This is a genomic window from Mycobacterium marseillense (assembly GCF_010731675.1).
GTDB classification, from domain to species: Bacteria; Actinomycetota; Actinomycetes; order Mycobacteriales; family Mycobacteriaceae; genus Mycobacterium; species Mycobacterium marseillense.
On record NZ_AP022584.1, the window covers coordinates 2,661,164 to 2,688,162 of the forward strand.

The following is a 26,999-nucleotide window of genomic DNA, read 5'->3' on the forward strand; positions in this document are numbered from 1 at the left end:
CCACGCCCGGGGCGCTAGAGAAGCCGTGCCTGCTCGGGCTCCGGCTCGGCCGGCTCGAGTAGCTGCGGGCCGTTGTTGCGCACGCTGTTGACCAGCGTCGACACTTCGCGCGTGCGGATGGCGCGCACGTCGGGCGCGCGGGCCAGCAGTCTTTCGTCGATCGGGGCGTCGGGATCGAGCCACCGGTCCCAGTCGCGCTCCGGCATCACCAACGGCATCCGATCGTGGATCTGCGCGAGCTCGCCGGGCGCATCGGTGGTGATGATCGTGCAGCTCAGCAGTGGCGACGCGTCCTTGGCGGGTTTCCACACCGACCACAGGCCCGCCATGAACAGCGGCTCGCCGTCCTCGCGGTACATGAAAAAGGGTGTCTTGCGCGACTTCTTGCCCGCCGCGGCGTCGGAATTGACCCGCCATTCGTAGTAGCCGTCCATCGGGATCAGGCAGCGCTTGGACTTGGCGCTGGTCCGGAAAGCGGGCGAGCTGGTGACCTTGTCTGCGCGGGCATTGATCAGCATCGGCCCCTTGGTCTCGGGCGCGCCGTCGGCGCCGGCCTTGGCCCACGGTGGTACCAGACCCCAACGCATCAGCCGCACCCGCCGCGTCGGCGCGTCCTCGGGTTCGGAATGCCGGCTGACCACGGCCGCGATGGTCGACGTCGGAGCCACGTTGTAGTTCGGCGCGCTCGAATCGGCGTCGGCGCCGGTGGCCTCGTCGATCGCCTTGATCTTCTGGGCCAGCAGGGCCGGGTCGGTGGTGACCGCGAACCGTCCGCACATACCTCCATGGTGGCAGAGCCACCGAACTCCTATTGGTGGCAGCAACCGGTAACAGGCGATGATGGACCGGTGAATACGTGGCCGGCCCCCCAGGCACCGCTACCGGTGCACGCGACCGTGACCGTTCCCGGTTCGAAATCGCAGACCAACCGGACCCTGGTGCTGGCGGCGCTGGCGGCCGCCCAGGGGCAGGGCGCCCCCATGATCAGCCGGGCACTGCGCAGCCGGGACACCGATTTGATGATCGGCGCACTGGGCACGCTGGGCTTGCGCGTCGACGGCGACGGGACGGAGTTGACGGTCAGCGGCCGCGTATCGCCGGAACCGATGGCCCAGGTCGATTGCGGCCTGGCGGGCACGGTGCTGCGGTTCGTCCCGCCGCTGGCGGCGCTCGCCGAATCGATCGTCGAGTTCGACGGCGACGAGCAGGCCAGGGCGCGGCCGATCGCGCCGCTGCTCGACGCGCTGCGCGGGTTGGGTGTGCGGATCGACGGCTCGGGCCTGCCGTTCCGGGTCCTGGGCACCGGTGCGATCACCGGGGGCACCGTCGAGATCGACGCCTCGGCCTCGTCGCAGTTCGTCTCCGGGTTGCTGTTGTGCGCGGCGTCTTTCGCCGAGGGGCTCACGGTGCGGCACACCGGTTCGGCGCTGCCGTCGGCGCCGCACATCGCGATGACGGTGATGATGCTGCGCCAGGCCGGCGTCGACGTCGACGACTCCGTTCCCAACCGCTGGCAGGTGCGGCCCGGACCGGTCGCGGCCCGGCACTGGGAGGTCGAGCCGGACCTGACCAACGCAGTTCCGTTTCTTGCAGCGGCCGTGGTCACCGGCGGCGCGGTGCGCATCACCGGGTGGCCGGCGAACAGCGTGCAGCCCGCCGACCAGATCCTGGACGTGTTGGGCAAGCTGAATGCCATTGTCAACCAACATGATTCGTACCTGGAGGTGCGCGGCTCCGGGGAGTACGGCGGTTTTGACGTCGACCTGCGCGCGGTCGGCGAGCTCACCCCGTCGGTGGCCGCCCTGGCGGCGCTGGCGACCCCGGGCTCGGTGTCCCGGCTGTCCGGCATCGCCCACCTGCGCGGCCATGAGACCGATCGGCTCGCCGCGCTGAGCGCCGAAATCAACCGCCTGGGCGGCGATTGCACCGAAACGCCCGACGGCCTGGAGATCACCGCGACACCGCTGCGACCGGGCGTCTGGCGTGCGTACGCCGACCACCGGATGGCGATGGCGGGCGCGATCGTCGGGCTGCGGGTGGCCGGCGTCGAGGTCGACGACATCGGCGCCACCACCAAGACGCTGCCCGACTTTCCGCGGCTGTGGGCCCGCATGCTGTCCGCCCAGGAAGAGCACGGCATGTGAAGCCCGGCGACTACGACGAGTCCGACGTCAAGATCCGCTCCGGCCGGGGTTCGCGGCCGCGGACCAAGACCCGTCCCGAGCACGCCGACGCCCAGGCCGCCATGGTGGTCAGTGTCGACCGCGGCCGCTGGGGATGCGTCCTGGGCGGCGACGTCGACCGTCGGGTCACCGCCATGCGGGCCCGGGAACTGGGCCGCACGCCGATCGTGGTCGGCGACGACGTCGACGTGGTGGGCGATCTGTCCGGGCGACCGGACACGTTGGCCCGCATCGTGCGCCGCGGTGAGCGCCGAACGGTGTTGCGGCGCACCGCCGATGACACCGATCCGACCGAGCGGGTGGTGGTCGCCAACGCCGACCAGCTGCTGATCGTGGTGGCGCTGGCCGACCCGCCTCCCCGCACCGGGCTGGTGGACCGGACGCTGATCGCCGCCTACGCCGGCGGTCTCACGCCGATCCTGTGCCTGACCAAGACCGACCTCGCCCCGCCGGAGCCGTTCGCGGAGCAGTTCGTCGACCTGGACCTGACGGTGGTCGCCGCGGGCCGCGACGATCCCCTGCTCGCCGTGGCCGACCTGCTCGCCGGCAAGACCACCGTGCTGCTCGGGCATTCCGGCGTCGGCAAGTCGACGTTGGTGAACCGGTTGGTGCCCGACGCGGACCGCGCCGTCGGCGACGTCACCGACATCGGCCGGGGACGGCACACCTCCACTCAATCGGTCGCGCTTCCATTGGCTACGTCGGGCTGGGTGATCGACACGCCGGGCATCCGCTCCTTCGGGCTGGCCCACATCCAGCCCGACGACGTCATGATGGCGTTCTCGGATCTGGCGGACGCCATCGAGGACTGCCCCCGCGGCTGTGGGCACATGGGTCCGCCCGCCGACCCCGAATGCGCGCTCGACACGCTGACCGGGCCCGCCGCCCGCCGCGTCGCGGCTGCCCGCCGGCTACTGGCCGCGCTCAACCAGGCTTCTTAGCCAACCGCATGCCGAGTTCATCCGCCGGCACCAAATGGCCTTCAGCGCACCGGATTTCGACGCTCACCTCGGCTCCGCAACCCAGGTGGGTCAGCCGCAACCGGTGACGCCCGGGCAGATGATGCCTCCCCCACTCGAACATCGCCCACACCACCGGCATGAACTCGATGCCCGCCGGGGTGAGCACATACTCGTCGCGGCGGCGCTGGCCGGGCTCGCGATAGGGCTGGCGTCGTAGCAGCCCCAGCTCCACCAGCTCGGCCAGCCGCGCCGACGTCGCCGCCTTGGTGATGCCCACCCGGCGGGCGAAGTCGTCGAACCGGGTGGTGCCGTAGTACGCCTCGCGCATGATCAGCATCGCGGATTTGGTGCCGACGACCGCCATTGTCTTTTCGATCGCGCACTCACCCACCGCCGACCACGCGTCGCGGTCGGCCAGCGGTCCCTGCAGCAGTGTCATCTAAATCACCTCCCCAGCTGGGTTGCTTTCAGCATACCGAGGTGTTTACCTGAGTACAGGTTGATATACCCAGATGGACTCGAGGAGGAGCCATGACCCGCGACGCCGTCATCGTCGGAGCAGTGCGCACGCCCATCGGCAAGGGCAAAGCGAGTGGCGCGCTGCACAACGTGCTGCCCGCCGACCTGCTCGCGCACAGCCTGCGCGAACTGGTGGCGCGCACCGGCGTCGATCCCGCGCAGGTCGACGACGTCATCGCCGGCGCCGTCACCCAGGTCGGCGACCAGGCCGTCAACATCGCGCGCAACGCCCTGCTGGGAGCGGGATTCCCGGAGACGGTCCCCGGCGTCACCATCGACCGTCAGTGCGGTAGCAGCCAGCAGGCCATCAGCTTCGCGGCCCAGGGTGTGATCGCCGGCGCCTACGACCTGGTGATCGCCGCCGGCGTGGAATCGATGGGGCGCGTCCCGATGGGCAGCCAGGTGTCGCCGGGCAGCAACCCGTTCGGCGAGGGCATGGACGCGCGCTACCCCGACGGCCTGGTGCCACAGGGCATCAGCGCCGAACTGATCGCCGCCAAGTGGGGCTTTTCGCGCACCGAGCTCGACGAGTTCTCCGCCGGCAGCCACGAGAAGGCCGCCCGCGCCACCAAGGAAGGACTGTTCGACAACGAACTCATCCCGATCGCCGGGCTCGCCACCGACGAGATCATCCGGCCCGGCACGACGGTGCAGACACTGGCCGCACTGCAGCCGGCGTTCTACAGCGAGGCCGCCAAAGCCCGCTTCCCGCAGATCAATTGGGAGATCACCCCGGGCAACTCGTCGCCCTTATCAGACGGCAGCGCCGCGGTGTTGATCACCAGCAGCGAGGTCGCCAAGAAACTGGGCCTGCGCCCGCTGGCCCGAATCCACACCACCACCGTGGTGGGCTCCGACCCGCTCTACATGCTGACCGGCGTCATTCCGGCCACCGAGAAGGTGTTGTCGAAAGCCGGGCTGACGCTGGCCGACATCGACCTGTTCGAGGTGAACGAGGCGTTCGCGCCTGTCGTGCTGGCCTGGGCGCACGACACCGGGGCCGATCTGGCCAAGACCAACGTCAACGGTGGGGCGATCGCGATCGGTCATCCCTTGGGCGCCAGCGGCGCTCGCATCATGACGACAATGGTCAACGCGCTGGAGCAGCGCGGCGGGCGGTATGGGCTGCAGACGATGTGCGAGGGCGGCGGCATGGCCAACGCCACCATCATCGAGCGACTGGGCTAGGGGGCGGGGCGATGGACGTAATCCGGGCCGCCGCAGTGCAACTCAGCCCGGTTCTTTACAGTCGCGAGGGCACCGTGGAAAAGGTGGTCGGCAAGATCGCGCAGCTGGCACACCGCGACGTGCAGTTCGCGACGTTCCCTGAGACGGTGATTCCTTACTACCCGTACTTCTCGTTCGTCCAGCGCCCCTTCGAGATGCGACCGGAGCACCTGCGGCTCCTCGACCAGGCCGTGGCGATCCCGTCGCCGGCGGTCGACGCGATCGCCGAGGCCGCCCAAGCGGCAGGCATGGTCGTATCGATCGGTGTCAACGAGCGCGACGGTGCTTCGCTGTACAACACGCAGTTGTTGTTCGACGCCGACGGCACCCTGCTGCAGCGCCGCCGCAAGATCATGCCGACCTACCACGAACGGATGGTCTGGGGCCAGGGCGACGGCAGCGGGCTGCGCGCGGTCGACAGCGCGGTCGGGCGCATCGGACAGTTGGCGTGCTACGAACACTTCAACGCGTTGGCCCGCTACGCCTTGATCGCCGACGGCGAGCAGATCCACTCGAGCATGTTCCCCGGATCATTCGGCGGCGACCTGTTCGCGCGGCAGATGGAGATCAGCGTGCGCAATCACGCGCTCGAGTCGGGCGTCTTCGTCGTCAACGCGACCGCCTGGCTCGACGCGGATCAGCAGGCGCGGATCATGGCCGACACCGACTGTCCGATCGGCCCCATCTCGGGCGGCCACTTCACCGCGATCATCACGCCCCAGGGCGAATACCTGGGTGAGCCGCTGCGCACGGGCGAGGGCGACGTCATCGCCGACCTCGACTTGTCGTTGATCAACACGCGGAAGGCGCTGATGGATGCCGGCGGCCACTACAGCCGGCCCGAAACGCTCAGCCTGCTCATCGATCGCACCCCACGTACCCAGGTACACGAGAGCATGGGACCAGAGGAGGTCGAAAGTGTCTGCGTCTGAAACCCTTTTCGACGGCGTGCGAGTGCGCTACGACAGCGCCAAGAGCTACGACGAGCTGGTCGCCGCGCTGCTGGCCGACATCGGTGAGCAACCGGTGCCGATCAACGACATCGCAACGAGCACCGGCGACTGGAAGTCGTATCAGGAGCGTGTCGAATCCCACGTCGGTCCAAGCGGATTCATGTTGTTCGGCACGGTTGACCACGGCGCCTGGATCGGCAACGCCGGCATCGACCGCAAGGCGCTGCGCGTCATCCTCGGCAATCCTCTGATCGCCATCACCATGCTGCGCCACGACGTCAAGGCAGGATTGTTCGCACCGGTCGAACTGCTGATCACCGACGAGGGTGACGGTAACAGTAGTTTGACCTACGTCAAGCCGTCGTCGCTGATGGTGGTGGAGCCAAACCCCGAGTTACTCAGCGCGGCACAGGGACTCGACGCGAAGCTGGCGGCGCTGGCCGACAAGGTGACCAGCGGCTGACGACGCCGGACCCGACGGTTGGCGAGCTGCGGCCCAAGCGTCATGGCGCCACCTCTTGGCGCGTCCGTTGCGCTCGACGAATAAGGGCCGACGGGCGGCCGGCTCGGATCGTCACCGACACCACCAGCGCGGCCGCGAGCACAAAGCACACCAGCGCGTATATCGGGTTGCCCGTGGGTGTTCCGTCGGTCGTGCGGCCGTGCGAGGCTGCCCAATAGGCGGGCATCGCCGTCAGCCATAGCGCCCCGAGCACGATCAGGAACGCGGACCCGAAGATTGCGACGAAGGGATTGCGCGCGCTGGGCGTGAACGCGGAGTTGCGCCACTGACGACACAGGATGGGGATCGCCACCACAGCGAACGCACCGAGAACGACGAAATACACGGCCCGCCGCAGGGCACCGTCGGGATTCGCGCCACCGGCAAGCAGGATCGGAACATTGGCGATGGCCATGCCGACCGGTACCAGCACGGCCACGCCGAATGTGCGACCGATCAAGCCCATTCGCCTCAGCAATCGGCCGCGCTCGATGGGACGAGTCACGAACAACTGGGCGAACAGTGCCACGCAGGCGGGACCGATGGTAGCGAAGAGCAACACGCTGTTCATCGGCACCGACGCCAGCATCGGATGGTTGATCGCGTTGTCGGTGTTCCACGCCCACCAGCGCAGTTGCGGACCCAACTGGTCGAAGATTTCGTAGAAGCAGTGGTGGACGAATCCCACGCACACCGCGCCGACGACCGCGCCCCAGTCCCGGAATACGCCCAGGCTGCGCACCACTTCGTAGGCCAACGTCATCATCGCCGGGTACAGCGCGACGATGTAGAGCGGCAGCCGGTCATACATGAACTGGACCGTAAAGACGTTGTGCGCGAAGACCGCACCGATGGAGTCGTCGACACCGAAGACCGTCGGAAAATACAGCGGTGGCTCAACGATCAGCAGGTAAATCACCGTGGCGAACCAGATCACGAGGTTGACGGGGTCGCCGTTGCGGCGCAGTCGGCGGATCGCCCACCAGAGCGCCAGCACGGCGCCGGCGACGACCAGCATTTCGAGAACGGGCATCGTCCAGTTCGCCAACTGGAATGGATTCCGCAGCGTCACCCACGGGGATGCGTGCTCGCAGCTGAAGCCCAGGCGGCCAACGATGCGTTCGATGTCGTCGCTGCAGTGACCGCTCATTCTGGGGCGTCCTCAGTGTCCGCGTGCGCACCACGGTGCGCGCTTACCGAAAGGCCGACGATACATGTCGAGCAAGGGTGTGTGACCGGAGGACGACCGAGAATCGCTGACACCCGTCATTGACGACCGTCAGCGATCGGGCGTACGGTGCCTGGATGCAGTCGCCCCGCTCAGCACCCCCGGCAAAATCGGCCGCCGCCGGCGTGCGGGAGGCCAGGCGACTCGAGACCCGGGCGCGCTTGTTCGACGCGGCGCTCTCCGAGATCGCGCAGCGCGGCTTTGCCGCCGCCGACGTCAGTGCCATCGCCGCGTCCGCGGGCGTCGTGAGGGGGACGTTCTACTTCCACTTCCCGACCAAGGAACACGTGCTGATCGAGGCGGAGCGCAACGAGGAAACCCGGATCATCAGTGAACTCGCCGGCGCCAAAGGCGATTTGGCGTCCGTGCTCTCGCAACTCGTGCGCCACGTGCTCGCCGCCGAACGGCGATTGGGCGGCATCGTCTTCCGGGACATGCTCGGGTTGCACTTCTCCTCGACCCGTCCGGTCGAAGACGGAGTGGCGCAGCATCCCCTCGCGCAGTTCGTGGCGGAGGTGATCAGCCGGGCCCGGGACGCCGGCCAGGTGCCCGCCGGCTCCGACCCGACGGAACTCGCGACGTTTTTCCTCACCGGACTCTTCGCGCTGCTGTCCACCGGCGCGCACGATGCGGCGCTGTTAAGCCGTTACGTGACAACGATTGTCAAAGGAATGGAGAAACGATGAATCGCACGGGCATCGAGGGTTACCGGGATTTCTTGACCCGGCGTGACGGGGAAGCCGACCTGCTGAACAGGCGGTTGGCGAATCGAGAGCGGTTCTTCAACGAGCTCGAAGCCAATCCCGTCCGGTCCGCTTATCCCGCCGACCGATCGACATTCCTGCGCAACCTGCGCCGCCGGCGACCAGAGCCGGGCCTGGATCCCAAGATGCTGTTCCTGCTGGCGACCGCCAAACTGAATCAGGCCGAGCGCTTCGGCGTCGGGCTCGGCGAAACCTATGGGCGCAACAGCGATGCGAGCCTGCCGCCCGAGAACGTCTACCTCGAACTCGAAGAGCACTACCACACCCGGCTGCTGGCGTACTCGCTCGACGTCTTCGACCTGACCTTCCAGGTCATCCCCCCGCCGTTCGTGCTGCGCCAGTTCGTCAAGGCGAGCGTGTTCATGCCCGAACGGCTCGGCTTCCTGTTCGTCGGGGCCGGCGAGATGGCCGGCTGCATCATGTTTGACGAACTGCGCCGCATCGGCCGAAAGCTGTTCGCCGACGAGCCGGAGGTCGCGCAACGAATCGAACTGCTCTACAACGACATCCTCACCGACGAAATCGGCCACGTCGGCTACTGCGCCTCCCGCTGCAGTTCCGCCGAGCGGGCGATCATGCGCCGCATCTACCCGCTCGTCGGGCGATTGTTCGCATGGCAGACCGCGGAGATCGGCCTCCTCGTCGACAAGGCGGCATTCCACGCCCGCCTCGACCGCCCGTTCGACGTCGACGAACTCACCGCGGGTCTGGACAACGAGACCTACCTCGTCGCGCATCCCTGATGACGCCCGCGGCGGGCGTGCACTCGGCGTGAGCTAGGCGGCGAGGCCGTCGTCAACGCCGCGCGCCGCGTCCGCCCGCTTCCCGCGCCGCCAACCGCGCACGGCGGCGATTGCGGACTTCAGACCGCGGCGGCGGCCAGTGGCCGGATCGGTGCCCAAGAAGCCGGGCTCGAGTTCGGCGAACATCCGCTCGCTGCGGGTCTCCGGCGCGTTGTCGGCGTCGTCGCGCAAATACTTGTTCGGCAGCGACAACTTGGCCAGCGTGCGCCACGTCTTGGCGTACTGGAACAGGAAAGAGCCTGTGGTGTACGGCAAGTCGTACTTGTCGCAGACCTGGCGCACCCGCTGCGAGATCTCGTGCAGCCGGTTGCTCGGCAGATCGGGGTACAGGTGGTGCTCGATCTGGTGGCACAGGTTGCCACTCATGAAGCGCAGCGCCGGGCCGGCCTCGAAGTTGGCGCTGCCCAGCATCTGTCGCAGATACCACTGCCCCTTGGTCTCGCCGATCATGTCGGTCTTGGTGAATTTCTCTGCGCCGTCGGGGAAATGGCCGCAGAAGATCACCGCGTTGGCCCACACGTTGCGAATCACGTTGGCTAGCGCGTTGGCCTTGAGCGTGGACATGTAGGTGGCACCGGGCGACAACGACGTCAGCGCGGGAAACGCCACGTAGTCCTTGAACACCTGCCGTCCGGCCTTGGCCAGGAACTCCTCGGTCCGCTGCCGGGCCTCGTCGTTGTCCATCCGCTTCTTGGCGATCTTGCCCAGCTCCACGTGCTGCAGGCCGACTCCCCACTCGAAGAGGAGCGCGAGCAAGGTGTTGTACACCAGGTTGAAGATGTTGAACCGCTTCCAGCGCTGGTCGCGGGTGACGCGCAGCAGGCCGTAGCCGACGTCGTCGTCCATCCCGAGGATGTTGGTGTACTTGTGGTGCACGAAGTTGTGGGTGTAGCGCCAGTGCTTGGACGACCCGCTCATGTCCCACTCCCATGTCGAGGAGTGAATCTCGGGGTCGTTCATCCAGTCCCACTGGCCGTGCATGACGTTGTGGCCGATCTCCATGTTCTCGACGATCTTGGCCACGCCCAGGGTCACCGTCCCCGCCCACCAGGCCGAGCGCCGCGAGCTGGCGGCCAGCAACAGCCGGCCGGTGACCTCGAGCGCGCGCTGGGCCGCGATGGTGCGGCGGATGTAGCGAGCGTCCCGCTCGCCGCGCGAGTCTTCCACGTCCTGGCGGATGGCATCGAGCTCAAAGGCCAGGTTTTCGATATCGGCGTCCGTCAGATGGGCGAATACGTCGACGTCAGTGATCGCCATCGTCGTCATCTCCCTGCGGTCGGTTGGTCGGTACTAGACCTACGCTATCGTAACCTACGAATCCGTAGGTTACCTATGAGTAGCCTTTAAATGTCGAGCACGCAATCGCCGGACGCGGCCGACACACAGGTCTGTACCCGCATTCCGGGATCGTGCTCTTGGCCGGTCCGCAGGTCGCGGACGTGCCCCTCCACCAGGCCGACCACGCACGACTGACAGATACCCATGCGGCACCCGAACGGCATCTGCACCCCGGCGCCCTCCCCCGCATCCATCAAGGACGTCGCGGCGTCGGCGGCGACGGTGCGCCCGCTTTGCGCGAACGTGACCGTCCCACCGGCACCGGCGGGCGCGGCCTTGGAGACCGCGAACCGCTCGAGATGCAACCGCTCGGCGAGACCCGCGGCCGACCATGCGCGTTCGGCCGCGGTGAGCAGGCCCTCCGGCCCGCAGGCCCAGGTCTGGCGCTCGCGCCAGTCCGGCACGTCGGTGTCCAGCGTGGACAGGTCGAGCCGGCCCTGGGTGCGCGTCTCGCGCAACTGCAACCGGTAGCCCGGGTGGTCGGCCTGCAGCGCGGCCAGCTCGCCACGAAACATGACGTGGGATTCGGTGGGGGCCGAATGCAGGTGGGTGATGTCACCGATTTGGTTGCGGCGCACCAGCGTTCGCAACATCGACATCACGGGCGTGATTCCGGAGCCGGCGGTGAGGAACAGGATCGACGGCGGCGCGGGGTCGGGCAGGACGAAGTTGCCCTGCGGCGCGGCCAGCCGCACGACGGTGCCCGGCTCGACACCGGCCACCAGGTGCGACGACAGGAACCCCTCCGGCATCGCCTTGACGGTGATCGTCACGGTGCGCGCCGAACCGGCACGCGCGGGCGTCGCCGCCGGGGTCGACGTCAGCGAATAGGACCGCCAGCGCCAGCGCCCGTCCATAAGCAGGCCGATGCCGATGTACTGGCCCGGTTGGTAGTCGAAGTTGAAGCCCCAACCCGGTTTGATGACCAGGGTCGCGGAGTCCTCGGTCTCGCGGCGCACCTGCAGGACGCGTCCTCGCAGTTCGCGCGCCGACCAGAGGGGATTGGCCAGGTGTAGATAGTCGTCGGGCAGCAGCGGCGTCGTGATCCGCGCGGCGAGCTTGCGCAGGGCGTGCCAGCCGGGGTGCCGGTCGGCTCCGGCGACCACGGGTCGCTTGGTGTCGACGACGTTGCCCGCGATCGATGGGTTCCGTTTACCCAGGGGAAGCTCCTGCTCACGACGTGGCGCTTTACTGACGCTCACATTGTGATCGATTCTGTGCGCTTCACGAAACCTACGGTACCGTAACCTACGGTGTCGTAGCTAGCGCTGCGCGTTCGAATGCCTCACAGTCGGCGTCACATCAGCTCCAGGAGAAACGGCAGCTCCTGGTTGGCGTACCAGGCGAGATCGTGGTCTTGCGCGTCGCCGACGATCAGGTCGGCGTCCTCATCGCCCAGGTCCGCGGCATCGACCGCCTCGATGGCTTTGGCCACCGCCTCTTCCGCGTCGGCGTTGTCGACGTACGCGGCGATCACGTCGTCGATCGCGACCGCGCCGGGCAGCCTGACCACGGCGTCGTCGAGGTCGGGACGGTAGGTGACGTCCTCGACGTCGGCGGCCAGCACCGCGCGGCGCGGCGGCAGGGCCCCCGCGGGCGCGTCGCCCGCCAGCAGACGCAGCGACGCCAGCGCCGCCTCGCGCAGCGCCACGTCGGCGAGTTCGTCGTCGTCGCCCTCGGCATAGGCCTCACGCAACTTGGGCGTCAGCGCGAACGCCGTGCCGCTGACCGGCCGCAGCGAGCCGTCGGCGACGAGCTGCTGCAGCATGGCCAGCGTGGCGGGGATGTAAACGACGGTCATGCGCGGCTAGATCGGCGTCGAGGCGTCGGACATCGTGGGCACGGCTGGCATCACAGCAACGAATGATAGCCGCACGCAGGGGTTTTCACCGCCGACTAGGACCGGGAAGCCTCCAGCAGTTCCTCGAGCGCCTGGCTCAGCAGTCCCGGCAGCAGGTCGACGTCGCTCATGGCCTCGCGGTCGGCGTTGATCCCGTAATAGAGCATGCCGTTGTACGACGTAACGCCGATCGCCAACGCCTGGTTGTGCAGCAGCGGCGGCACCGCGTAGGTCTCCAGCAACTTGGTGCCCGCGACGTACATCTGCGACTGGGCCCCGGGCGCGTTGGTGATCAGCAGGTTGAACGTGCGCTTGGAGAAGCTCGGGAAACTGGTCGCGACCCGAATTCCCATGGCGTGCAACGTGGGCGGGGCGAACCCCGACAGCGTGACGATGGTCCTGGCGTCCACCAGTTGCGCGGCCGTCGGGTTGGACTCGGTGGCGTGCGCGATCTGCGAGAGCCGCACCACGGCGTTCGGCTCCCCCACCGGCAGGTCGACGAGGAACGGCATGACCTGGCTGATGGCCTGCCCGGGTCCGGTCGCGTCGAGGTCGCCGTCGTCGTACACCGACAGCGGCGCCATCGCCCGCACGGTCGCGGTCGGCGACACCGCCACCCCGCGCGACATCAGCCAGTTGCCCAGCGCGCCGGCGATCACGGCGAGCACCACGTCGTTGACGTCGCAGTCATAGCGGGCCCGCACCGCGCGGTAGTCCTCGAGGCTGCCGGTGGCGACGGTGAACCGGCGATGCCGCGACACGGTGGCGTTGAGCGGGCTGCTGGGCGCGTCACCGCGGGCCAGGTTGCGCACGAAACCGAACACCCGGCGGCCCGCGCCGACGAGCTCACCGTAATTGGTGGCCAGCCCGCCGATCGCGGACCCGACGGCCTGCAGCTGCGCGCTCGGACCCGTCACCCACTCGCCGATCGCGCCGAGCACCAGCCGGGTGTTGCCCGGGTCGCGTTCCGGGATCCAGATGTCTTCGGGGGCCGGGGGCGGGCGCTTGGTCCGGTCGCTGATGACGTGGTTAATCTCCAGCGCCGCCATCCCGTTGATCAGGGCTTGATGGGATTTGGTGTAGAGGGCGACCCGGTTTTTGGCCAGGCCCTCGACCAGGTACATCTCCCAGAGCGGCCGCGACTTGTCCAGCGGCCGCGCGGCCAGCCGGGCGATCAGCTCATGCAGTTGCCCGTCGCTGCCCGGCGAGGGCAGCGCCGAACGCCGTACGTGATAGGTGATGTCGAAGTCGCTGTCGTCGATCCACACCGGCCGGGCGGTGCCGACCGGCACCTCGCGGACCTTCTGCCGGTAGCGCGGGATCTGGGGCAGCCGCTGCTCGACGGTGGCCAGCAGGGTCTCGTAGCTCAGCCCGGCACGCGGACGGCGCAGGATCGCCAGCGAACCGACGTACATGGGGGTGGCGGTGTTTTCCAGCCGATAGAACGACGCGTCCGGCGGGGACAACCGGGTCACCATACGGCGCAGTCCTCCTCGTCGATTCATCGCCGGGTCGGCTCAAGCGATGTCTGGCCCACGGTAATAGCCCGGCCCACAGCGCACGTCGGCGCGGGGACGCGCGATCGGTGAGTTGTGCCATGATGACCACTGTCTGCCCCTCTCCAGCAGGCTTCCGGTCCGGCCGAAGTTGGAGAGTGCGCGTTGAACAGTAACCCCGTTGCGAATTCGTCCGGCGCTTTCACCGTCGTGCCAGTCGTCGATTACGAGCCGAAGACCCAGGACGTGCCGCGCGCCGTCGCGCCGTGCCGGCCGTCCTCGCGCGACCCGTCGCGCCGCCGCCACGCCACGCCCCGGCCGTACACCGGGCAACCCAGCAGGGCGCCGACGCCGGATCCGGCCACCGTCATGTCCGCGCGGATGCGGCAGGCTGCGACCTTCGCCGACGCCGCGCTGCGGCGCGTGCTGGAGGTCATCGATCGCCGCCGGCCGGTCGCCCAGCTGCATCCGTTGCTGTCGCCTGGCCTGGTGGATTCCGTTGTCGCGGTGGGGCGTTCGGCGGCCGGGCGCGCGTCCGCTCACGCGGGCGCCGCCGTGTTGCGCCGCATGCGATTACAGCCGGCGGGGCACCGGGATCCAGACACCGCGGCAGAGGTCTTCGGCTCCTACAGTCGCGGGAACCGCATCCACGCCATCGCCTGCCGGGTAGAGCAGGTAAGCCTGGCGAGCGGGGCCCGGTGGATGGTGGTGGCGCTCCACATCGGATGACGCGGTCACTTCGGCGCGGCGGCCGTTCGCGGACCGCCGGTGTAGCGGGCCAGCACCGGCCCCAGGATCGCCATGACGAAAACGTAGGACGTCGCCAGGGCCGCAACGGCCGGCAGCGACTTGCCGGCCAATCCGATGATGATCAGCGAGAATTCGCCACGGGCGATCAATGCGGTGCCCGCGCGCAGCTGCCCGCGCCGTGCTACCCCGTCGTGCCGGGCGGCGTACATCCCGGTCGCCACCTTGGTCGCCGCGGTCACCACGGCCAGGACCAGCGCCGCGGGAAGCATGGGGATCAGCTCCTGCGGGTCCACCGCGTAGCCGATCGCCAGGAAGAAGATGGCGGCGAACAGATCACGCAGCGGGCTCAGCACCTGGCGGGCCCGCTCGGCGGTCTCCCCGGTCAGGGTCAGGCCCACCAGGAACGCGCCCACCGCGGCCGAGGCGTGCAGCGACTCGGCCAGCGCCGCCACGATCAGCGTGATGCCCAGCACCCGCAGCATCAGCTGCTCGGAGTCGGGGTGTTCGACCAGCCGGTCCACGTGGTGGCCCCAGCGGGAGGAGGCGGCGAACGCCGCCACCAAAGCGCCCACCGCCGCCGCCATGCCGCCGACGGCGTGCAGCCACCCGCCGCCCGACGCGAGGACGGCGAACAGCGGCAGATAGGCGGCCATCGCGAAGTCTTCGAGCACCAGCACCGACAGCACCGCCGGGGTTTCCCGGTTACCGAGCCGCTGCAGGTCCTCCAGGAGCCGGGCGATGACGCCCGACGAGGAGATGTAGGTGACGCCGGCCAGGCACAGGATGGCCACGCCGTCCAGCCCCAGCAGCCAGCCGGCGATCGCGCCGGGCGCGGCGTTCAGAACGACGTCGACGGCCGCGGACGGCAGGTGGTGGCGCATGCTGGAAGAGAATTCGGCCGCCGAGAACTCACAGCCCAGGGTGAGCAGCAGCAACACGACGCCGATCGGCGCGCTGGTGGTGATGAACTCCCCGCCGGCGGCCATCGGCAGGATCCCGCCGTTGCCCAGGGCCAGGCCGGCCAGCAGGTACACGGGAATGGGCGACAACGCGAATCTGCGTGCGGCGGCGCCCAATACGGCCAGCGTGGCCAGGAGGGCGCCGAGTTGTAGCAACAGCGTCCCCGAGATCTGCACCGGCTCAACCTTTGTCGATGATGTTCTCGACCCCGGCGATGCCGTCTTCGGTGCCGATGACGATCAGAACGTCCCGGACGTGCAGCATCTCCGCGGGGCCCGGTGAGGCCAGCACTTCCTCGTTGCGCACGATGGCGACGATGGACGCCCCGGTGCGGGTGCGGGCGCGGGTGTCTCCCAGCGGGTGGTCCACGAAGGGGCTGCCGGCCAGGATGTGCACCTGTCCCGTCTCGAGCCCCGGTATCTCGCGGGCCAGCTCGGTGAACCGCTCGGCGATCCGGGGCGCCCCCAGGATCTGGGCCACCGCCTCGGCCTCCTGGTCGTTGAGGTGGAGCAACGGTCGGGCCTCGTCCGGATCCTCGCGGGCGTAGACGACGACGTCGAAATCGCCGCTGCGCCGCGCGATGATGCCGATGCGGTCGCCCTTCTGGTCGGTGAATTCGTAGCGAAGACCGACCCCGGGCAGCAACACCTCCTTGACGTCCATGGCGTCAATCCTGACAGGTCGCGCGGCCCGCCGTCAGCGGTCCGCAGGCTTTCCCGAAGCTAATGCAGCTCCGCCGGTTGGGCCGGGTCGCGGCGCGGCCGGTGTCCCAGGGGCAGCAGCATCGGCACCCGCTGGCGGTAGTCGCGATACTGCTCACCCAGCGCGGCCACCAGGTCGTGCTCCTCCAGGTGGGTGGCGACCAGGATGTAGCCCGTCATGGCGACCGAGAAGAGCAGGTGTCCGGCCGTCATGGTGGGCACCGCCCAGAAGACGATGACGAAACCGAGCATGAGCGGGTGGCGCACCACCCGGTACAGCATCCGTGTGTGAAAACCTATGTGCGTGTACGGTTTTCCGCGCCACGCGAGGTACACCTGGCGCAGGCCGAACAGGTCGAAGTGGCTGACCATGAACGTCGCGGCCAGCGCGATGGCCCAGCCGAGCCAGAACAGCGTCCACAGCGCCAGGCGCGCGACCGGCAGCCGCACGTCCCAGACGACGGCCGGCATCGTCCGCCATTGCCAGTAGAGCAACACCAGGACGACGCTGGACAGCACGACGTAGGTGCTGCGCTCGATCGGCGACGGCACGATCCGCGTCCACCACGCCTTGAACGACGGCCGCGCCATGACGCTGTGCTGGACGGCGAACACGGCAAGCAGCCCGATGTTGATCAGCACCGCCTCACCGATGGGCGAAGACAGCCCGTGATCGACGGTTCGTGGCACCCAGAAGTTTCCCAAGAAAGCCACGAGATATAGAAATGCGGCAAGAAAGAGCAGGTAAGCGGCGGCGCCGTAACCGACTATCAAGAATCGCTTCATTCGCTGATTGTGCGCCTCCTCGGCGCGTTTGAACATGGGGCGGATGCCTCATTTTCCGCCGCGCCCAGCACGTTTCCGGACGCCGACCGGGTTAGCTGGGCACCGGGTCCACCAGGCCATGCTGCAGCGCATACATGCTGGCGCCGATGCGGTTCGACACGCCGATCTTCGCGTAAGTCCGCTCGACGTGGTTGCGGGCTGTTTTCTCGCTGATCACCAGCGACGCCGCGATCTCCTTGTTGGACGCGCCGCGGGCGACCAGGCACAGGACCTCGATCTCCCTGGGGGTCAGCCCGTCCGGCCGCAGGTTCGGTCGTTGCGCGGGTTGCCCGGCCGCGTGCAACACCGCTTCGACCGCGACCGCGTCGAGGTCACCGGCGTGCGCGCGCCCGCGCAGCCGCCGCGCCGCCGCGTCGGCCGACATCGGCTCCCGGTACGGCCTCGGCTCGCGGGCGGACTGGTAACAGACGGCGGCGGCCAGGATGCGGTCCGGCATGTGCAGCGCGGACCCGGCCAGCCCGCGCGGGTATCCCGAACCGTCGAGGCATTCGTGGTGATTGCCGGCGACCTCGGCCAGCCGCCCCAGGCCGGGGACCTGGTTGAGGATGCGCACCGTCAGATAGGGGTGCAGCCGAACCCGCTCGAATTCCGATGCGCTCAACGGGCCGCGCCGGGACCAGATGTGATTCGACACCCCGATGCGGCCGAGGTCATGGACGTGGCCCGCGCGCCGGGTCAGCGCCACCGCGTCCGCGTCCATCACGGCGGCCAGCGCCGCGTCGCCCGCCAGCCGGGCCACCGCGCGCGAATGCCCAAGGGTGAACGGACATTTCAGGTCGACGAAGTCGCCCAGCGCGACGAGCAACGCGTCCAGCGACGAATCGTCAAGCCGCTGATGGCGATCGGGCGCCTCGTCCAGCGCCGCCGCCCAGGCGTCGCCGGCCGGCGGTCCGGCCAGGATCGCGTCGGGGTCACGCAGGAACGCGTCGGCGACTCGGGGATCGAACTGCCCGCCGCGCCGGCCGCTCACCAGGGTCACGGCGCCGGCGAAGCCGTACGTGCGGTGATGAACCTCGACCATGTCGGCGAGCTGCGCGATGCGCATCTGGAGGGGGATGGTCTCCCCCCGCGCCCCGGTGGGCAGCCCACCGCCGTCGAAACGCTCGAAGGCGAACGCGAGTGCGGCCTGCACGTCGGGACTCAGCCCGATCCGGGCGGCCAGCAGCGCCGCCGACGCGCAGTGCGAGTGGATCAGCCGGGAGATGTGACCGCGTGCGTCGGCGAAAAGCGTTGCCAGCACGGCCATTCGATGCGCGAGGGGCTGGCCGCGGCCGACGTTGCTCGCCAGGAAGCGCAGGTATGGGAGCCCGGACCAGTCGACCAGATAGGAGTCGTGCCGGACGGCGATGTCGTCGCCGAACCACCGCGCGTATTCGTGGGAGTCCGCGTGGCAGCCGACCCACATGATCAGCGTGGTGTAGTAGGCGCAGTCGCGCTCGTCGGCGCTCAGCCCCAGCCGGTCGGCGAGCCGGGTCGCGATGAGCGCCGCGCGCAGCATGTGTTCGGCGGGCTGGCCGAGGCCGAGATCGATCGCCACGGACAACGCCGCCAGCAGCTCCGCCCGTGTCGGCAGCTCGGGCTCTGACATGAGCCTCATTGTGCCCAGCTCGCGGCCGCGGGGTCACCCGATTGTGGCGGTGCGCCGTACGGCCTCGTGCCGGCCGGCGTCGAAGGTGTCGAAATGCCCGGAGCCGACCGCGAAGACGCCGCGCTGTGGCGGCCGGAAGTCGCCCAGCCGCGCCTGCGGGCGCAGCGGCCCGACCGGCCCGAGGTCCACCTCGCCCAAGACCGCGCGCGAGTGTCCCACCGCCCACACCCGCGCGGGCGCGATCATGAATCGCTGGCCGTTGGGCGCGGTTCCGGCGAGCCGGATCCGCCCGGCCCGCAGCGTCGGCCCGGCGACCCGGCCCAGGACGGCCAGGGCCGCCGGGTTGGTCCACGCCCACGCGGGCAGCCGCGCGCCGACGGTGCTCATCAGCCGCGCCGACCAGGTGGCGCGCAGGTCGATGTGCCAGGCCAGTAATCCCGGGATGGCGACGAACAGCGACCACGGGGTGACCCACGCGACGTCGATGTCGCACTGGACCGCGTCGTGGCGGGTGGCCGCGCTGAAGAAACGGGCGCAGCTCTGCGGGCCCGGCGTGGTCGCATAGAAGGTCCAGGCGCCGTGGTCGTCGCGGTGCCACACCGAGCGATAGCCGGGCGAGAACGACGTCGCGGGGAACTGCCGCAGCGCCAGGTAATGCCCGCTGGCGAACGGGAGCCCCATGACGCCGAATCCGACGAAGCGTTCGTCATCCCCCGCGGGCAGGACGGGGTGATGCAGGACGGCGGTGGCGGCCTCGAGCGGGGTGCGTGCTGTGGTCATGCATGGATGGTCCGCGCGTCCGCCGCCCCGGCGCATGGGGCGGATGCCTCAATTTCGACGACGAGTGTGCGGCCTGCCGCGCGTTCGGTGCCGGGTGTGCGGCCTGCCGCACACCCGAGCGGAACCTAGGGGCGCGCGGAAGGTGGGGATGCGCGCGGGTGCGCGGCGCTAGCGCCGCTTCACCGATTTGGGCGGCTTGGCGCCGCGGCCCTGTTGACGCGCGGCCGCGCGCCGCTCGCGGCGGCTGGCCCCGGCGGGAACCCCGGCCGGCGTCTTGGCGTCGCCGCCGTTGCGCTGCACCTGCGCCGAGCCGTCCTCCGACGGGCCGGAATAGGTGAGCGCCGGTGCCTGGTTGTCAATCCCCTTGGCGCGCAACGTGCTTGGCGCCTCTTCGCGGACGGCCGTCGTGGCACCGCCCTGCTGCCCGGCCGCGGCGGTGGCGAATTCCTCCAGCCCTTCGGGCGCCTGGACCGGGGCCACCTGCGGGGAGGGCGCCGCCTCGACGGTGACGTTGAACAGGAACCCGACCGACTCCTCTTTCATGCCGTCGAGCATGGCCATGAACATGTCGTAGCCCTCGCGCTGGTATTCGACCAGCGGATCGCGCTGCGCCATCGCGCGCAGCCCGATGCCCTCCTTGAGGTAGTCCATCTCGTAGAGGTGCTCGCGCCACTTCCGGTCGATGACGTTGAGCAGCACGTTGCGCTCGAGCTGACGCATCGCACCCTCGCCGGCGATCTCCTCGAGTTCGGCTTCCCTTGTGGCGTAGGCATTTTCGGCGTCTTTCACCAGCGCCTCGAGCAGTTCCTCGCGGGTGAGGTCGTCGCGCTCGGAGTCGGCGTCGTGGTGGGTCAGCGGCGCATGGTCGATGCCGACCGGGTACAGCGTCTTCAGCGCCGTCCACAGGGATTCCAGGTCCCAATCCTCGGCGTAGCCGTCGGCGGTCGCGCCGTCGACGTAGGCGGTGACCACGTCGCGGACCATGTCCAGCGCCTGCTCCTTGAGGTTCTCGCCCTCCAGGATGCGGCGGCGCTCGGCGTAGATCACCTTGCGCTGCTGGTTCATCACCTCGTCGTACTTGAGGACGTTTTTGCGGACCTCGAAGTTCTGCTGCTCCACCTGGGTCTGGGCGCTCTTGATCGCCCGGGTGACCATCTTCGCCTCGATGGGCACGTCGTCGGGGAGGTTCAGCCGGTTGAGCATCGCCTCGAGCGCGGCGCCGTTGAACCGGCGCATCAGCTCGTCGCCCAGGGACAGGTAGAAGCGCGACTCGCCCGGGTCGCCCTGGCGACCGGAGCGGCCGCGCAGCTGGTTGTCGATGCGCCGCGACTCGTGCCGTTCGGTGCCCAGCACGTACAGACCGCCGGCCTCGATCACCTCTTCGGCCTCTTGGGAGGCCTCCTCCTTGACCTTCGGCAATTCCTCGTGCCAGGCCGCTTCGTACTCGTCGGCCGTCTCCACCGGGTCCAGGCCGCGCTCACGCAGCCGTTGGTCGGTCAGGAAGTCGACGTTGCCGCCCAGCACGATGTCGGTGCCTCGACCCGCCATGTTGGTGGCCACGGTGACGCCGCCGCGCCGGCCGGCGACCGCGATGATGGTCGCCTCCTGCTCGTGGAACTTCGCGTTGAGCACGTTGTGCGGGACGCGGCGCTTCTGGAACTGCCGCGACAGGTACTCCGAGCGCTCGACGCTGGTGGTACCGATCAGCACCGGCTGGCCCTTTTCGTAGCGCTCGACGACGTCGTCGACGACCGCGATGTACTTGGCCTCTTCGGTCTTGTAGATCAGGTCGGACTGGTCGGCGCGGACCATCGGCTTGTTGGTGGGGATGGGCACCACGCCGAGCTTGTAGATCTCGTGCAGCTCGGCCGCCTCGGTCTGGGCGGTACCGGTCATGCCGGCGAGCTTGTCGTAGAGGCGGAAGTAGTTCTGCAGCGTGATGGTGGCCAGCGTCTGGTTCTCGGCCTTGATCTCGACGTGCTCCTTGGCCTCGATGGCCTGGTGCATGCCCTCGTTGTAGCGGCGGCCGTAGAGCACGCGGCCGGTGAACTCGTCGACGATGAGGACCTCGCCGTCGCGCACGATGTAGTCCTTGTCGCGGTTGAACAGCTCCTTGGCCTTCAGCGCGTTGTTGAGGTAGCTGACCAGCGGTGAGTTGGCGGCCTCGTAGAGGTTGTCGATGCCGAGCTGGTCCTCGACGAACTCCACGCCGAGCTCGTGCACGCCGACGGTGCGCTTGCGCAGATCCACCTCGTAGTGGGTGTCCTTTTCCATCAGCGGCGCCAGCCGGGCGAACTCGAGGTACCAGTTGGAGGCGCCGTCGGCGGGGCCGGAAATGATCAGCGGGGTGCGGGCCTCGTCGATCAGGATGGAGTCGACCTCGTCGACGATGGCGAAGTTGTGTCCGCGCTGGACCAGGTCATCGAGCGAATGCGCCATGTTGTCGCGCAGGTAGTCGAACCCGAATTCGTTGTTGGTGCCGTAGGTGATGTCGGCGTGGTAGGCCACCCGGCGCTCGTCGGGGGTCATCTGGGCGAGGATCACACCGACGTCCAGGCCGAGGAAGCGGTGCACGCGGCCCATCCACTCGCTGTCACGTTTGGCCAGGTAGTCGTTGACGGTGACGACGTGCACGCCCTTGCCGCCGATGCCGTTGAGGTAGGCCGGCAGCACCGAGGTCAGGGTCTTGCCCTCACCGGTCTTCATCTCGGCGACGTTGCCGAAGTGCAGCGCCGCCGCGCCCATCACCTGCACGTCGAAGGGGCGCTGGTCGAGCACCCGCCAGGCCGCCTCGCGGGCCACCGCGAACGCCTCGGGCAGCAGGTCGTCGAGGCTCTCGCCGTCGGCGTGCCGCTTCTTGAACTCGTCGGTCTTGGCCCGCAACTCGGCGTCGGTGAGCTTCTCGATCTCGTCGGACAAGGTGTTGACGTAGTCAGCCACCCGCTTGAGACGCTTGAGCATGCGACCTTCGCCAAGGCGCAGCAACTTCGACAGCACGGTGTTGTCCCCTTTGGGATATGCCCCTGTTGGTAGGAGTCTTGATCGAGCGACTCCCATGGTAGGCGACACACTTCTTTGGACGCCGAACGTCGACTTGTTGCGCCAATTTGCTGGGAATCCCGCCACAAGTCGACGCTCGGCGGGATAACGGCATCAGCCCAGTCGGATCAGGCCGTAGTCATAGGCGTGGCGGCGGTAGACCACGCACGGGCGCTCGGTGTGCTTGTCGTGGAACAAGAAGAAGTCGTGCCCGACGAGCTCCATCTCGTAGAGCGCGTCGTCGACCGTCATCGGCGTGGCCGGATGCTCCTTGGTCCGCACGATCCGTCCGGGTTCGTGGTCCGACTCCACGCCGTCGTGCTCGGCGGGTGCCGCGGGCGCGGCGCGCCCCGGTTCCCGGGGCGGCACCGCGGTGGCGGCGGCCAGCGAGACCGGCGTCTTGTCGCCGTAGTGGACCTTGCGACGGTCCTTGACGCGGCGCAGCCGGGCCTCCAGCTTGTCGACCGCGGACTCGAACGCGGCGTAGAAACTGTTGGCGCAGGCCTCCGCCCTGCTCACCGGGCCCCGGCCGCGGGCGGTGATCTCTACGCGCTGACACGATTTGCGCTGCCGTCGGTTGGGCGCGTGCTTGAGCTCGACATCGAAAAGGTAGATGGAGCGATCGAACCGCTCGAGGCGGGCGAGTTTTTGGGAGACGTACAGACGGTAATGATCGGGGATTTCTACGTTGCGGCCTTTGAACACAACGTCGGCGGTGGTTGTCGGTTGGGCTTGCCCATCGGGGACGGAGGGCGGTTGGTCCAGAATCTGACCGGAATCCACGGATAGCCTTGACATACGTGACAACTCGTTTCTCTTTACACGTCGCACGCGCGTTGCGTGCCCGGCTGACTTAATGCGCCGACGAGGTGAGAGCGGTTCGAGACTGGCTACCGCCGCAGGCTGCCCGCCGGTGCAAGGTGTCGATTACTCACCCCTTCCCGCAAGTGGGGCTCAACCTGGGAATATCGCGACCAGTGAGTCAATGAATGTTGATTCCGACGTTAGCTCGTGTTCGCCTCCCCATGCCACTAATTTCGCAGAGCTGTTGCGAGTTCTTCACAACCTCTTGGCCGGTTCACAGCCTCACGCGGCGGCGATCGCCAGCACGGCGACGACGCGGACCCCCGCGCCCTGAAGAACGCGCACCGACTCTCGCGCCGTCGCCCCGGTGGTGACGATGTCGTCGACGACCATGACGTCGGTGCGCGGCGGCCGGCCGCGCAGCACGACCCGGCCGGTGATGTTGCGTTCGCGTGCGGCGGTGCCCAGGCCCACCGAGTCGCGGGTCAGTGCTTTGATCCGCAATGCCTGGGCGACCCAGATCTCCGGATGCTGCGCCACCGCGGCGCGGGCCAGCCGCAGCACCGGGTCGCCGCCGCGGCGGCGTGCGGCCGAACGCCGGGTCGGTGCGGGCACGATCGTCAGCGGGGTGTCAACGATCCCCCACGACAGCAGCCGGTGCACCCCGACTGCCAGTGCGCGCGCCAGCGGCGCGACGAGATCGGCGCGGCCGTGTTCCTTGAGCGCCAGGATCGCCTGCCGTCGGGCGTTGGCGTAGCGGCCGAGCGCGAACACCGGGACGCCCGCGTCGATGCGCGGGTTCACCACGTGCGGCTCGTCCGGTCTGACGGCCAGCTCCGTGGCACAGGCTTGGCACCAGCGGGACGCCGGCGCCCCGCAGCCGCCGCATTCGGTCGGCAGGATGAGGTCGAGCATGGCGACAGTGTGGCGGGCGGGGCCGACATCGCGGCGCATGGCGTCACTCCCGGCGCGGGCTCACCCTGCGGTCGCGGCGCTGCTCGAGTTCGTCGTCGTCGACAAAGGTCAAGATCGGCTGACCGGGCGCACACAGCATCGTCGCCAGGAAGCGCAGCGGCGCATCGGAGCGGTTGTTGGCGTCGGAGTAGTGGATGACGTCTCCCCCAAGCTCCCAGAACGCCTCACCGGCCTTGATCACCCGCGGGACCTCGCCCTCGAGTGCGAAAAGCATTTCGCCCTCGAGCACGTAGCCGAAGACCGGCCCGCCGGGATGGCGGTGCGGCGCGATGCCCGCGCAGCCCGGCGGGTAGTCGACGGTCACGGTCATGACCTCCGCGTCAGCGGGCACAAAGGGCGGAGTGACGCACTGAATCACGGTCAGCGCGTCCAGCGGCGCGCCGACGGCATCGATCGCCATTGCTTCCTCCTCGGCCGAGCCGGATTCGTCCGCTTCGGTGGCGGCCGCTCGGATTCGGCAGCTGTGCAACGAAATACGTGAGGCGGGGCCCCGCCCCCTTCAGAACAGCAGCTCGAGGTCATCAAGTCCAATGATTGGTTTCGATAATTTCCTTCTCGCTGAGAGATAACATGTCGGGGATGGAACTGCGCCAACTCGAGTACTTCATCGCGGTCGCCAGCGAAATGAACTTTTCGCGTGCGGCGCAACGAGTCCACGTCGTTCAGTCGGCCCTGTCCACCTCGGTGAGCAAGCTGGAAAAGGAACTTGGCGTCGAGCTGTTCGACCGATCCAAACAGCAGATCAAGATGACCCCGGCGGGTGAGCTGTTTCGAGAGCATGCGCGCCGCGTCATCCACACGGCCCGGCTGGCCAAGGATTCGATCGACGACTACCGCGGTGAGCTATCGGGAACCGTCGAGATCGGATCGCTCATATCCTTCGGCCCGCTGGATGTCCCGAAGATCCTCGGAGAATTCCACCGCACCTACCCATTCGTCCGAATCATCCTGCGGCTGAGCCCGACTGGCTCGATGCCCCACGTCTCGGCGATCGCCGACGGTTCGCTCGACCTGGCGTTCGTGTCGGCGCCGGATCGCTTCCCGGCGGGTGTCGATATGCAGCCTCTCTGCGAGGAGCCCATGCTCTTCGTCTGTCGGCCCGACCACCGCCTGGCGCAACGCGACCGCATCGTCATCACCGAACTCGCGGACGAGGACCTGATCGGGTTCCCCGCCGAATTCGGCTTGCGCCGCGTCGTCGAGAACGCCTTCCGGGCAGCTGGCGTCACGCCGCGCACGCCGTATGAAGCGGCGGTCAACTACTGGATGGCGGCCGGCTTGGTACAGCACGGGCTGGGCACGATCTTCATGCCCGCCAGCGACGCCGCCCGTTTTCCGGACCTGCGCGCGGTGCCGTTGCAGCCCGAGATCGTGTGGCCGATCTTTCTCGCCACGGGAGGGCAGAGGCAGATCGCACCGGCCGCCGCCAAGCTCGCCGAGATGCTGCTCGCGTCGGCGCCGCGGCCGCGGCGCCGGCCCAAGGGCAAATAGCCTTATCCAGCAGCATCTTTCGCGACGGCGGAAGTGATATCCGGGCCCGCGGGACGGCTGCAATTAAATCTTCCCGAGCGGTGTTCGGTGTAGGCAACAGGCCATGCACCGGACACGACGCAAGGAGATAGCAAGTGCTACAGGGGGAATCGACACAGCTCGTCCAGGCGGACATCGAGGCACGGGTGCTCGACCTCGTCTACGGCCACTGGCGCAGCCAGATCCTGCGCGCGTTGGCCACGCTCTCGGTGGCCGACCACCTCGCCGACGGCCCAATGACCGCCGCGGAGGTGGCCGCGCGCGAGGGCAGCCTGCCCGACCGCACCTATCGCCTGATGCGGGCGGGCGTGGCCATCGGGATGCTGAAGTCGACCAGAGACGGATTGTTCGAAAGCACAGCGCTGCTCGACGCGATGCACAGCGATTCACCGCGATCGCTGCATCCGATCATCATGGGATTCACCGCACCCTGGCACACGCTGTCGGTGCGGTTGCTGGCGGACGCGATTCGAACGGGCATCCAGCCGGCGACCACCGCACTGGGAACAGACCTGTTCACCTATCTGGAAGAGAACCCGGAGGAGGGGCGCGAGTTCTCCGATCTCATGGCGGCGCTGACAGTTCACTGGGCGGGTGACGTCGCCGACCTGCTCGACACGACCGGCGTCCGGTGCGCGGTCGACGTCGGTGGTGCCAGCGGCAGTCTGCTGCGGCAGCTGCAGGTTCGCAATCCACAACTGCGCGGCGTGATCTTCGACAGACCCAATGTTGCCCAAAAAATCGCCCAGTCGATCGCGGCGAGCGACCAGGCCCAGCGGCTCGACGCCGTCGGTGGCGACTTCTTCGTGTCGGTGCCGCCCGGAGACCTTTACCTGCTCAAGATGATCCTGCACGACTGGGACGACGAACACTGTGTCACCATCCTCGACCGGTGCCGCCAGGCGATAGAACCCGGCGGCCGAGTCGTCATCGTCGAGTGGATCATGGGCGATCCCGACGACCCCGGTTTTGCCGCGCTCATGGACCTCAACATGCTGGCGTCGTGCCAGGACGGCCGGGAGCGCACGCTGGACGAGTTCGACGCGTTGCTGCAGGGCGCCGGTCTGCGGCGCACGGCGTTCCATCGCAACCCGTTGGGACACAGCGTGATCGAAGCTCAGCCGAAATAGCTGCGCGTCACCGATGACGAGTAGTGGTTTTCCTCGCGACTCAGAAAGAGTTTCCGGCTATGGCTCAGCTCGGTAGAAGGC

26 protein-coding genes are annotated in these 26,999 nt (G+C 68.3%); 10 read left to right on the forward strand and 16 right to left on the reverse strand.

The annotated features are described in order from the left end of the window. Nucleotides 1-14: 14 nt before the first annotated feature. Nucleotides 15-779 (reverse strand): SOS response-associated peptidase, encoded by a 765-nt coding sequence (locus G6N26_RS12020; protein ID WP_067169259.1) that lies wholly within the window; start codon nucleotides 777-779, stop codon nucleotides 15-17. Between the two features lie 69 nt (nucleotides 780-848). Here G6N26_RS12020 and aroA point away from each other — a divergent pair, with 69 nt between their 5' ends. Both aroA and rsgA read left to right on the forward strand, forming a co-directional pair. Continuing rightward, nucleotides 849-2,144 carry a 3-phosphoshikimate 1-carboxyvinyltransferase gene (gene aroA / locus G6N26_RS12025; protein ID WP_139799129.1) on the forward strand — a complete coding sequence of 432 codons (1,296 nt, stop codon included), beginning with the start codon at nucleotides 849-851 and terminating at the stop codon, nucleotides 2,142-2,144. After that, a complete protein-coding gene (gene rsgA, locus G6N26_RS12030; RefSeq protein ID WP_067169253.1) occupies nucleotides 2,141-3,124 on the forward strand; it encodes a ribosome small subunit-dependent GTPase A in 984 nt (327 codons plus the stop codon). The genes aroA and rsgA overlap by 4 nt, the downstream gene beginning before the upstream one ends. Here the strand turns inward: rsgA and G6N26_RS12035 are convergent. Then, a complete protein-coding gene (locus G6N26_RS12035) occupies nucleotides 3,108-3,584 on the reverse strand; it encodes a winged helix-turn-helix transcriptional regulator (RefSeq protein WP_083017594.1) in 477 nt (158 codons plus the stop codon). The two genes, rsgA and G6N26_RS12035, sit on opposite strands and share 17 nt — an antisense overlap. A 92-nt stretch (nucleotides 3,585-3,676) precedes the next feature. Here G6N26_RS12035 and G6N26_RS12040 point away from each other — a divergent pair, with 92 nt between their 5' ends. From G6N26_RS12040 to G6N26_RS12050, 3 genes are read left to right on the forward strand one after another with little or no spacing between them, the layout of a single operon-like run. Further along, nucleotides 3,677-4,852: a thiolase family protein gene (locus G6N26_RS12040; protein ID WP_083017592.1), complete on the forward strand. Its 1,176-nt coding sequence runs from the start codon at nucleotides 3,677-3,679 to the stop codon at nucleotides 4,850-4,852. Between the two features lie 11 nt (nucleotides 4,853-4,863). Beyond that, entirely contained in the window at nucleotides 4,864-5,823 is a 960-nt protein-coding gene (locus G6N26_RS12045; RefSeq protein ID WP_083017590.1) for a carbon-nitrogen hydrolase family protein, read from the forward strand. Next, the gene (locus G6N26_RS12050; RefSeq protein WP_083017589.1) at nucleotides 5,810-6,307 is read left to right on the forward strand and encodes a DUF302 domain-containing protein; all 498 of its coding nucleotides are present in this window, start codon (nucleotides 5,810-5,812) and stop codon (nucleotides 6,305-6,307) included. The genes G6N26_RS12045 and G6N26_RS12050 overlap by 14 nt, the downstream gene beginning before the upstream one ends. Before the next feature lie 40 nt (nucleotides 6,308-6,347). Here the strand turns inward: G6N26_RS12050 and G6N26_RS12055 are convergent, their stop codons facing one another. Then, on the reverse strand, nucleotides 6,348-7,496 hold the full coding sequence (locus G6N26_RS12055; protein WP_083017587.1) for a hypothetical protein: 1,149 nt from the start codon (nucleotides 7,494-7,496) through the stop codon (nucleotides 6,348-6,350). 155 nt (nucleotides 7,497-7,651) lie between these two features. Here G6N26_RS12055 and G6N26_RS12060 point away from each other — a divergent pair, with 155 nt between their 5' ends. Together G6N26_RS12060 and G6N26_RS12065 are read left to right on the forward strand one after the other, a co-directional pair. Then, nucleotides 7,652-8,260, forward strand: a complete 609-nt coding sequence (locus tag G6N26_RS12060; RefSeq protein WP_083017585.1) for a TetR/AcrR family transcriptional regulator — start codon at nucleotides 7,652-7,654, stop codon at nucleotides 8,258-8,260. Continuing rightward, on the forward strand, nucleotides 8,257-9,081 hold the full coding sequence (locus G6N26_RS12065; protein WP_083017583.1) for a hypothetical protein: 825 nt from the start codon (nucleotides 8,257-8,259) through the stop codon (nucleotides 9,079-9,081). Before G6N26_RS12060 ends, G6N26_RS12065 begins: the two co-directional genes overlap by 4 nt. Nucleotides 9,082-9,114: 33 nt before the next feature. Here the strand turns inward: G6N26_RS12065 and G6N26_RS12070 are convergent, their stop codons facing one another. From G6N26_RS12070 to G6N26_RS12085, 4 genes are all read right to left on the reverse strand, one after another. Next, the gene (locus G6N26_RS12070; protein ID WP_067169286.1) at nucleotides 9,115-10,398 is read right to left on the reverse strand and encodes a fatty acid desaturase family protein; all 1,284 of its coding nucleotides are present in this window, start codon (nucleotides 10,396-10,398) and stop codon (nucleotides 9,115-9,117) included. 86 nt (nucleotides 10,399-10,484) lie between these two features. Then, complete coding sequence (locus tag G6N26_RS12075; protein WP_067169283.1) at nucleotides 10,485-11,639, reverse strand: ferredoxin reductase; 1,155 nt, start codon at nucleotides 11,637-11,639, stop codon at nucleotides 10,485-10,487. A gap of 137 nt (nucleotides 11,640-11,776) precedes the next feature. Next, nucleotides 11,777-12,280, reverse strand: a complete 504-nt coding sequence (locus tag G6N26_RS12080; protein WP_067169228.1) for a DUF6912 family protein — start codon at nucleotides 12,278-12,280, stop codon at nucleotides 11,777-11,779. A 95-nt stretch (nucleotides 12,281-12,375) separates the two neighbouring features. Beyond that, nucleotides 12,376-13,797 carry a WS/DGAT/MGAT family O-acyltransferase gene (locus G6N26_RS12085; protein ID WP_067169225.1) on the reverse strand — a complete coding sequence of 474 codons (1,422 nt, stop codon included), beginning with the start codon at nucleotides 13,795-13,797 and terminating at the stop codon, nucleotides 12,376-12,378. A gap of 228 nt (nucleotides 13,798-14,025) precedes the next feature. Between G6N26_RS12085 and G6N26_RS12090 the strand changes: the two genes are divergently transcribed. Continuing rightward, nucleotides 14,026-14,544 (forward strand): Rv3235 family protein, encoded by a 519-nt coding sequence (locus tag G6N26_RS12090; RefSeq protein WP_067169222.1) that lies wholly within the window; start codon nucleotides 14,026-14,028, stop codon nucleotides 14,542-14,544. A gap of 5 nt (nucleotides 14,545-14,549) precedes the next feature. On the opposite strand, the gene G6N26_RS12095 is transcribed toward G6N26_RS12090, so the two are convergent. The 9 genes from G6N26_RS12095 to G6N26_RS12135 all read right to left on the reverse strand — a co-directional run bounded on the left by G6N26_RS12095 (nucleotide 14,550) and on the right by G6N26_RS12135 (nucleotide 24,658). Next, nucleotides 14,550-15,701, reverse strand: a complete 1,152-nt coding sequence (locus tag G6N26_RS12095) for a cation:proton antiporter (protein ID WP_067169219.1) — start codon at nucleotides 15,699-15,701, stop codon at nucleotides 14,550-14,552. A 4-nt stretch (nucleotides 15,702-15,705) separates the two neighbouring features. Then, a complete protein-coding gene (locus G6N26_RS12100) occupies nucleotides 15,706-16,188 on the reverse strand; it encodes a cation:proton antiporter regulatory subunit (RefSeq protein ID WP_067169216.1) in 483 nt (160 codons plus the stop codon). Nucleotides 16,189-16,247: 59 nt separating this feature from the next. Next, on the reverse strand, nucleotides 16,248-17,012 hold the full coding sequence (mddA, locus tag G6N26_RS12105; protein WP_179960327.1) for a methanethiol S-methyltransferase: 765 nt from the start codon (nucleotides 17,010-17,012) through the stop codon (nucleotides 16,248-16,250). Nucleotides 17,013-17,103: 91 nt separating this feature from the next. Further along, nucleotides 17,104-18,660 carry an HD domain-containing phosphohydrolase gene (locus G6N26_RS12110; RefSeq protein ID WP_083017581.1) on the reverse strand — a complete coding sequence of 519 codons (1,557 nt, stop codon included), beginning with the start codon at nucleotides 18,658-18,660 and terminating at the stop codon, nucleotides 17,104-17,106. 33 nt (nucleotides 18,661-18,693) lie between these two features. After that, nucleotides 18,694-19,440 carry a hypothetical protein gene (locus G6N26_RS12115; protein WP_083017610.1) on the reverse strand — a complete coding sequence of 249 codons (747 nt, stop codon included), beginning with the start codon at nucleotides 19,438-19,440 and terminating at the stop codon, nucleotides 18,694-18,696. A 168-nt stretch (nucleotides 19,441-19,608) separates the two neighbouring features. Then, a complete protein-coding gene (gene secA, locus G6N26_RS12120; RefSeq protein WP_083017579.1) occupies nucleotides 19,609-22,437 on the reverse strand; it encodes a preprotein translocase subunit SecA in 2,829 nt (942 codons plus the stop codon). Nucleotides 22,438-22,593: 156 nt separating this feature from the next. Beyond that, nucleotides 22,594-23,262 carry a ribosome hibernation-promoting factor, HPF/YfiA family gene (gene hpf, locus G6N26_RS12125; RefSeq protein WP_083017577.1) on the reverse strand — a complete coding sequence of 223 codons (669 nt, stop codon included), beginning with the start codon at nucleotides 23,260-23,262 and terminating at the stop codon, nucleotides 22,594-22,596. A gap of 303 nt (nucleotides 23,263-23,565) precedes the next feature. Then, complete coding sequence (locus G6N26_RS12130) at nucleotides 23,566-24,198, reverse strand: ComF family protein (RefSeq protein WP_083017608.1); 633 nt, start codon at nucleotides 24,196-24,198, stop codon at nucleotides 23,566-23,568. A 43-nt stretch (nucleotides 24,199-24,241) separates the two neighbouring features. Next, a complete protein-coding gene (locus G6N26_RS12135) occupies nucleotides 24,242-24,658 on the reverse strand; it encodes a cupin domain-containing protein (protein WP_083017606.1) in 417 nt (138 codons plus the stop codon). Nucleotides 24,659-24,837: 179 nt separating this feature from the next. Between G6N26_RS12135 and G6N26_RS12140 the strand changes: the two genes are divergently transcribed. Together G6N26_RS12140 and G6N26_RS12145 are read left to right on the forward strand one after the other, a co-directional pair. Next, entirely contained in the window at nucleotides 24,838-25,749 is a 912-nt protein-coding gene (locus G6N26_RS12140) for a LysR family transcriptional regulator (protein WP_083017575.1), read from the forward strand. Between the two features lie 134 nt (nucleotides 25,750-25,883). Continuing rightward, nucleotides 25,884-26,918, forward strand: a complete 1,035-nt coding sequence (locus tag G6N26_RS12145; protein ID WP_082991400.1) for a methyltransferase — start codon at nucleotides 25,884-25,886, stop codon at nucleotides 26,916-26,918. Nucleotides 26,919-26,999: the final 81 nt, after the last annotated feature.

What these genes read in the sequence shown, in the direction of transcription:
- G6N26_RS12070 (WP_067169286.1), bottom strand. Translation starts at nt 10,398, where the DNA reads ATGGCGATCACTGACGTCGACGTATTCGCCCATCTGACGGACGCCGAT.
- mddA (WP_179960327.1), bottom strand. Translation starts at nt 17,012, where the DNA reads ATGAAGCGATTCTTGATAGTCGGTTACGGCGCCGCCGCTTACCTGCTC.
- G6N26_RS12080 (WP_067169228.1), bottom strand. Translation starts at nt 12,280, where the DNA reads ATGACCGTCGTTTACATCCCCGCCACGCTGGCCATGCTGCAGCAGCTC.
- G6N26_RS12040 (WP_083017592.1), top strand. Translation starts at nt 3,677, where the DNA reads ATGACCCGCGACGCCGTCATCGTCGGAGCAGTGCGCACGCCCATCGGC.
- G6N26_RS12035 (WP_083017594.1), bottom strand. Translation starts at nt 3,584, where the DNA reads ATGACACTGCTGCAGGGACCGCTGGCCGACCGCGACGCGTGGTCGGCG.
- G6N26_RS12085 (WP_067169225.1), bottom strand. Translation starts at nt 13,797, where the DNA reads ATGGTGACCCGGTTGTCCCCGCCGGACGCGTCGTTCTATCGGCTGGAA.
- G6N26_RS12055 (WP_083017587.1), bottom strand. Translation starts at nt 7,496, where the DNA reads ATGAGCGGTCACTGCAGCGACGACATCGAACGCATCGTTGGCCGCCTG.
- G6N26_RS12130 (WP_083017608.1), bottom strand. Translation starts at nt 24,198, where the DNA reads ATGCTCGACCTCATCCTGCCGACCGAATGCGGCGGCTGCGGGGCGCCG.
- G6N26_RS12115 (WP_083017610.1), bottom strand. Translation starts at nt 19,440, where the DNA reads ATGACCACAGCACGCACCCCGCTCGAGGCCGCCACCGCCGTCCTGCAT.
- G6N26_RS12060 (WP_083017585.1), top strand. Translation starts at nt 7,652, where the DNA reads ATGCAGTCGCCCCGCTCAGCACCCCCGGCAAAATCGGCCGCCGCCGGC.
- G6N26_RS12020 (WP_067169259.1), bottom strand. Translation starts at nt 779, where the DNA reads ATGTGCGGACGGTTCGCGGTCACCACCGACCCGGCCCTGCTGGCCCAG.
- G6N26_RS12110 (WP_083017581.1), bottom strand. Translation starts at nt 18,660, where the DNA reads ATGTCAGAGCCCGAGCTGCCGACACGGGCGGAGCTGCTGGCGGCGTTG.
- G6N26_RS12065 (WP_083017583.1), top strand. Translation starts at nt 8,257, where the DNA reads ATGAATCGCACGGGCATCGAGGGTTACCGGGATTTCTTGACCCGGCGT.
- G6N26_RS12140 (WP_083017575.1), top strand. Translation starts at nt 24,838, where the DNA reads ATGGAACTGCGCCAACTCGAGTACTTCATCGCGGTCGCCAGCGAAATG.
- G6N26_RS12100 (WP_067169216.1), bottom strand. Translation starts at nt 16,188, where the DNA reads ATGGACGTCAAGGAGGTGTTGCTGCCCGGGGTCGGTCTTCGCTACGAA.
- G6N26_RS12135 (WP_083017606.1), bottom strand. Translation starts at nt 24,658, where the DNA reads ATGGCGATCGATGCCGTCGGCGCGCCGCTGGACGCGCTGACCGTGATT.
- G6N26_RS12045 (WP_083017590.1), top strand. Translation starts at nt 4,864, where the DNA reads ATGGACGTAATCCGGGCCGCCGCAGTGCAACTCAGCCCGGTTCTTTAC.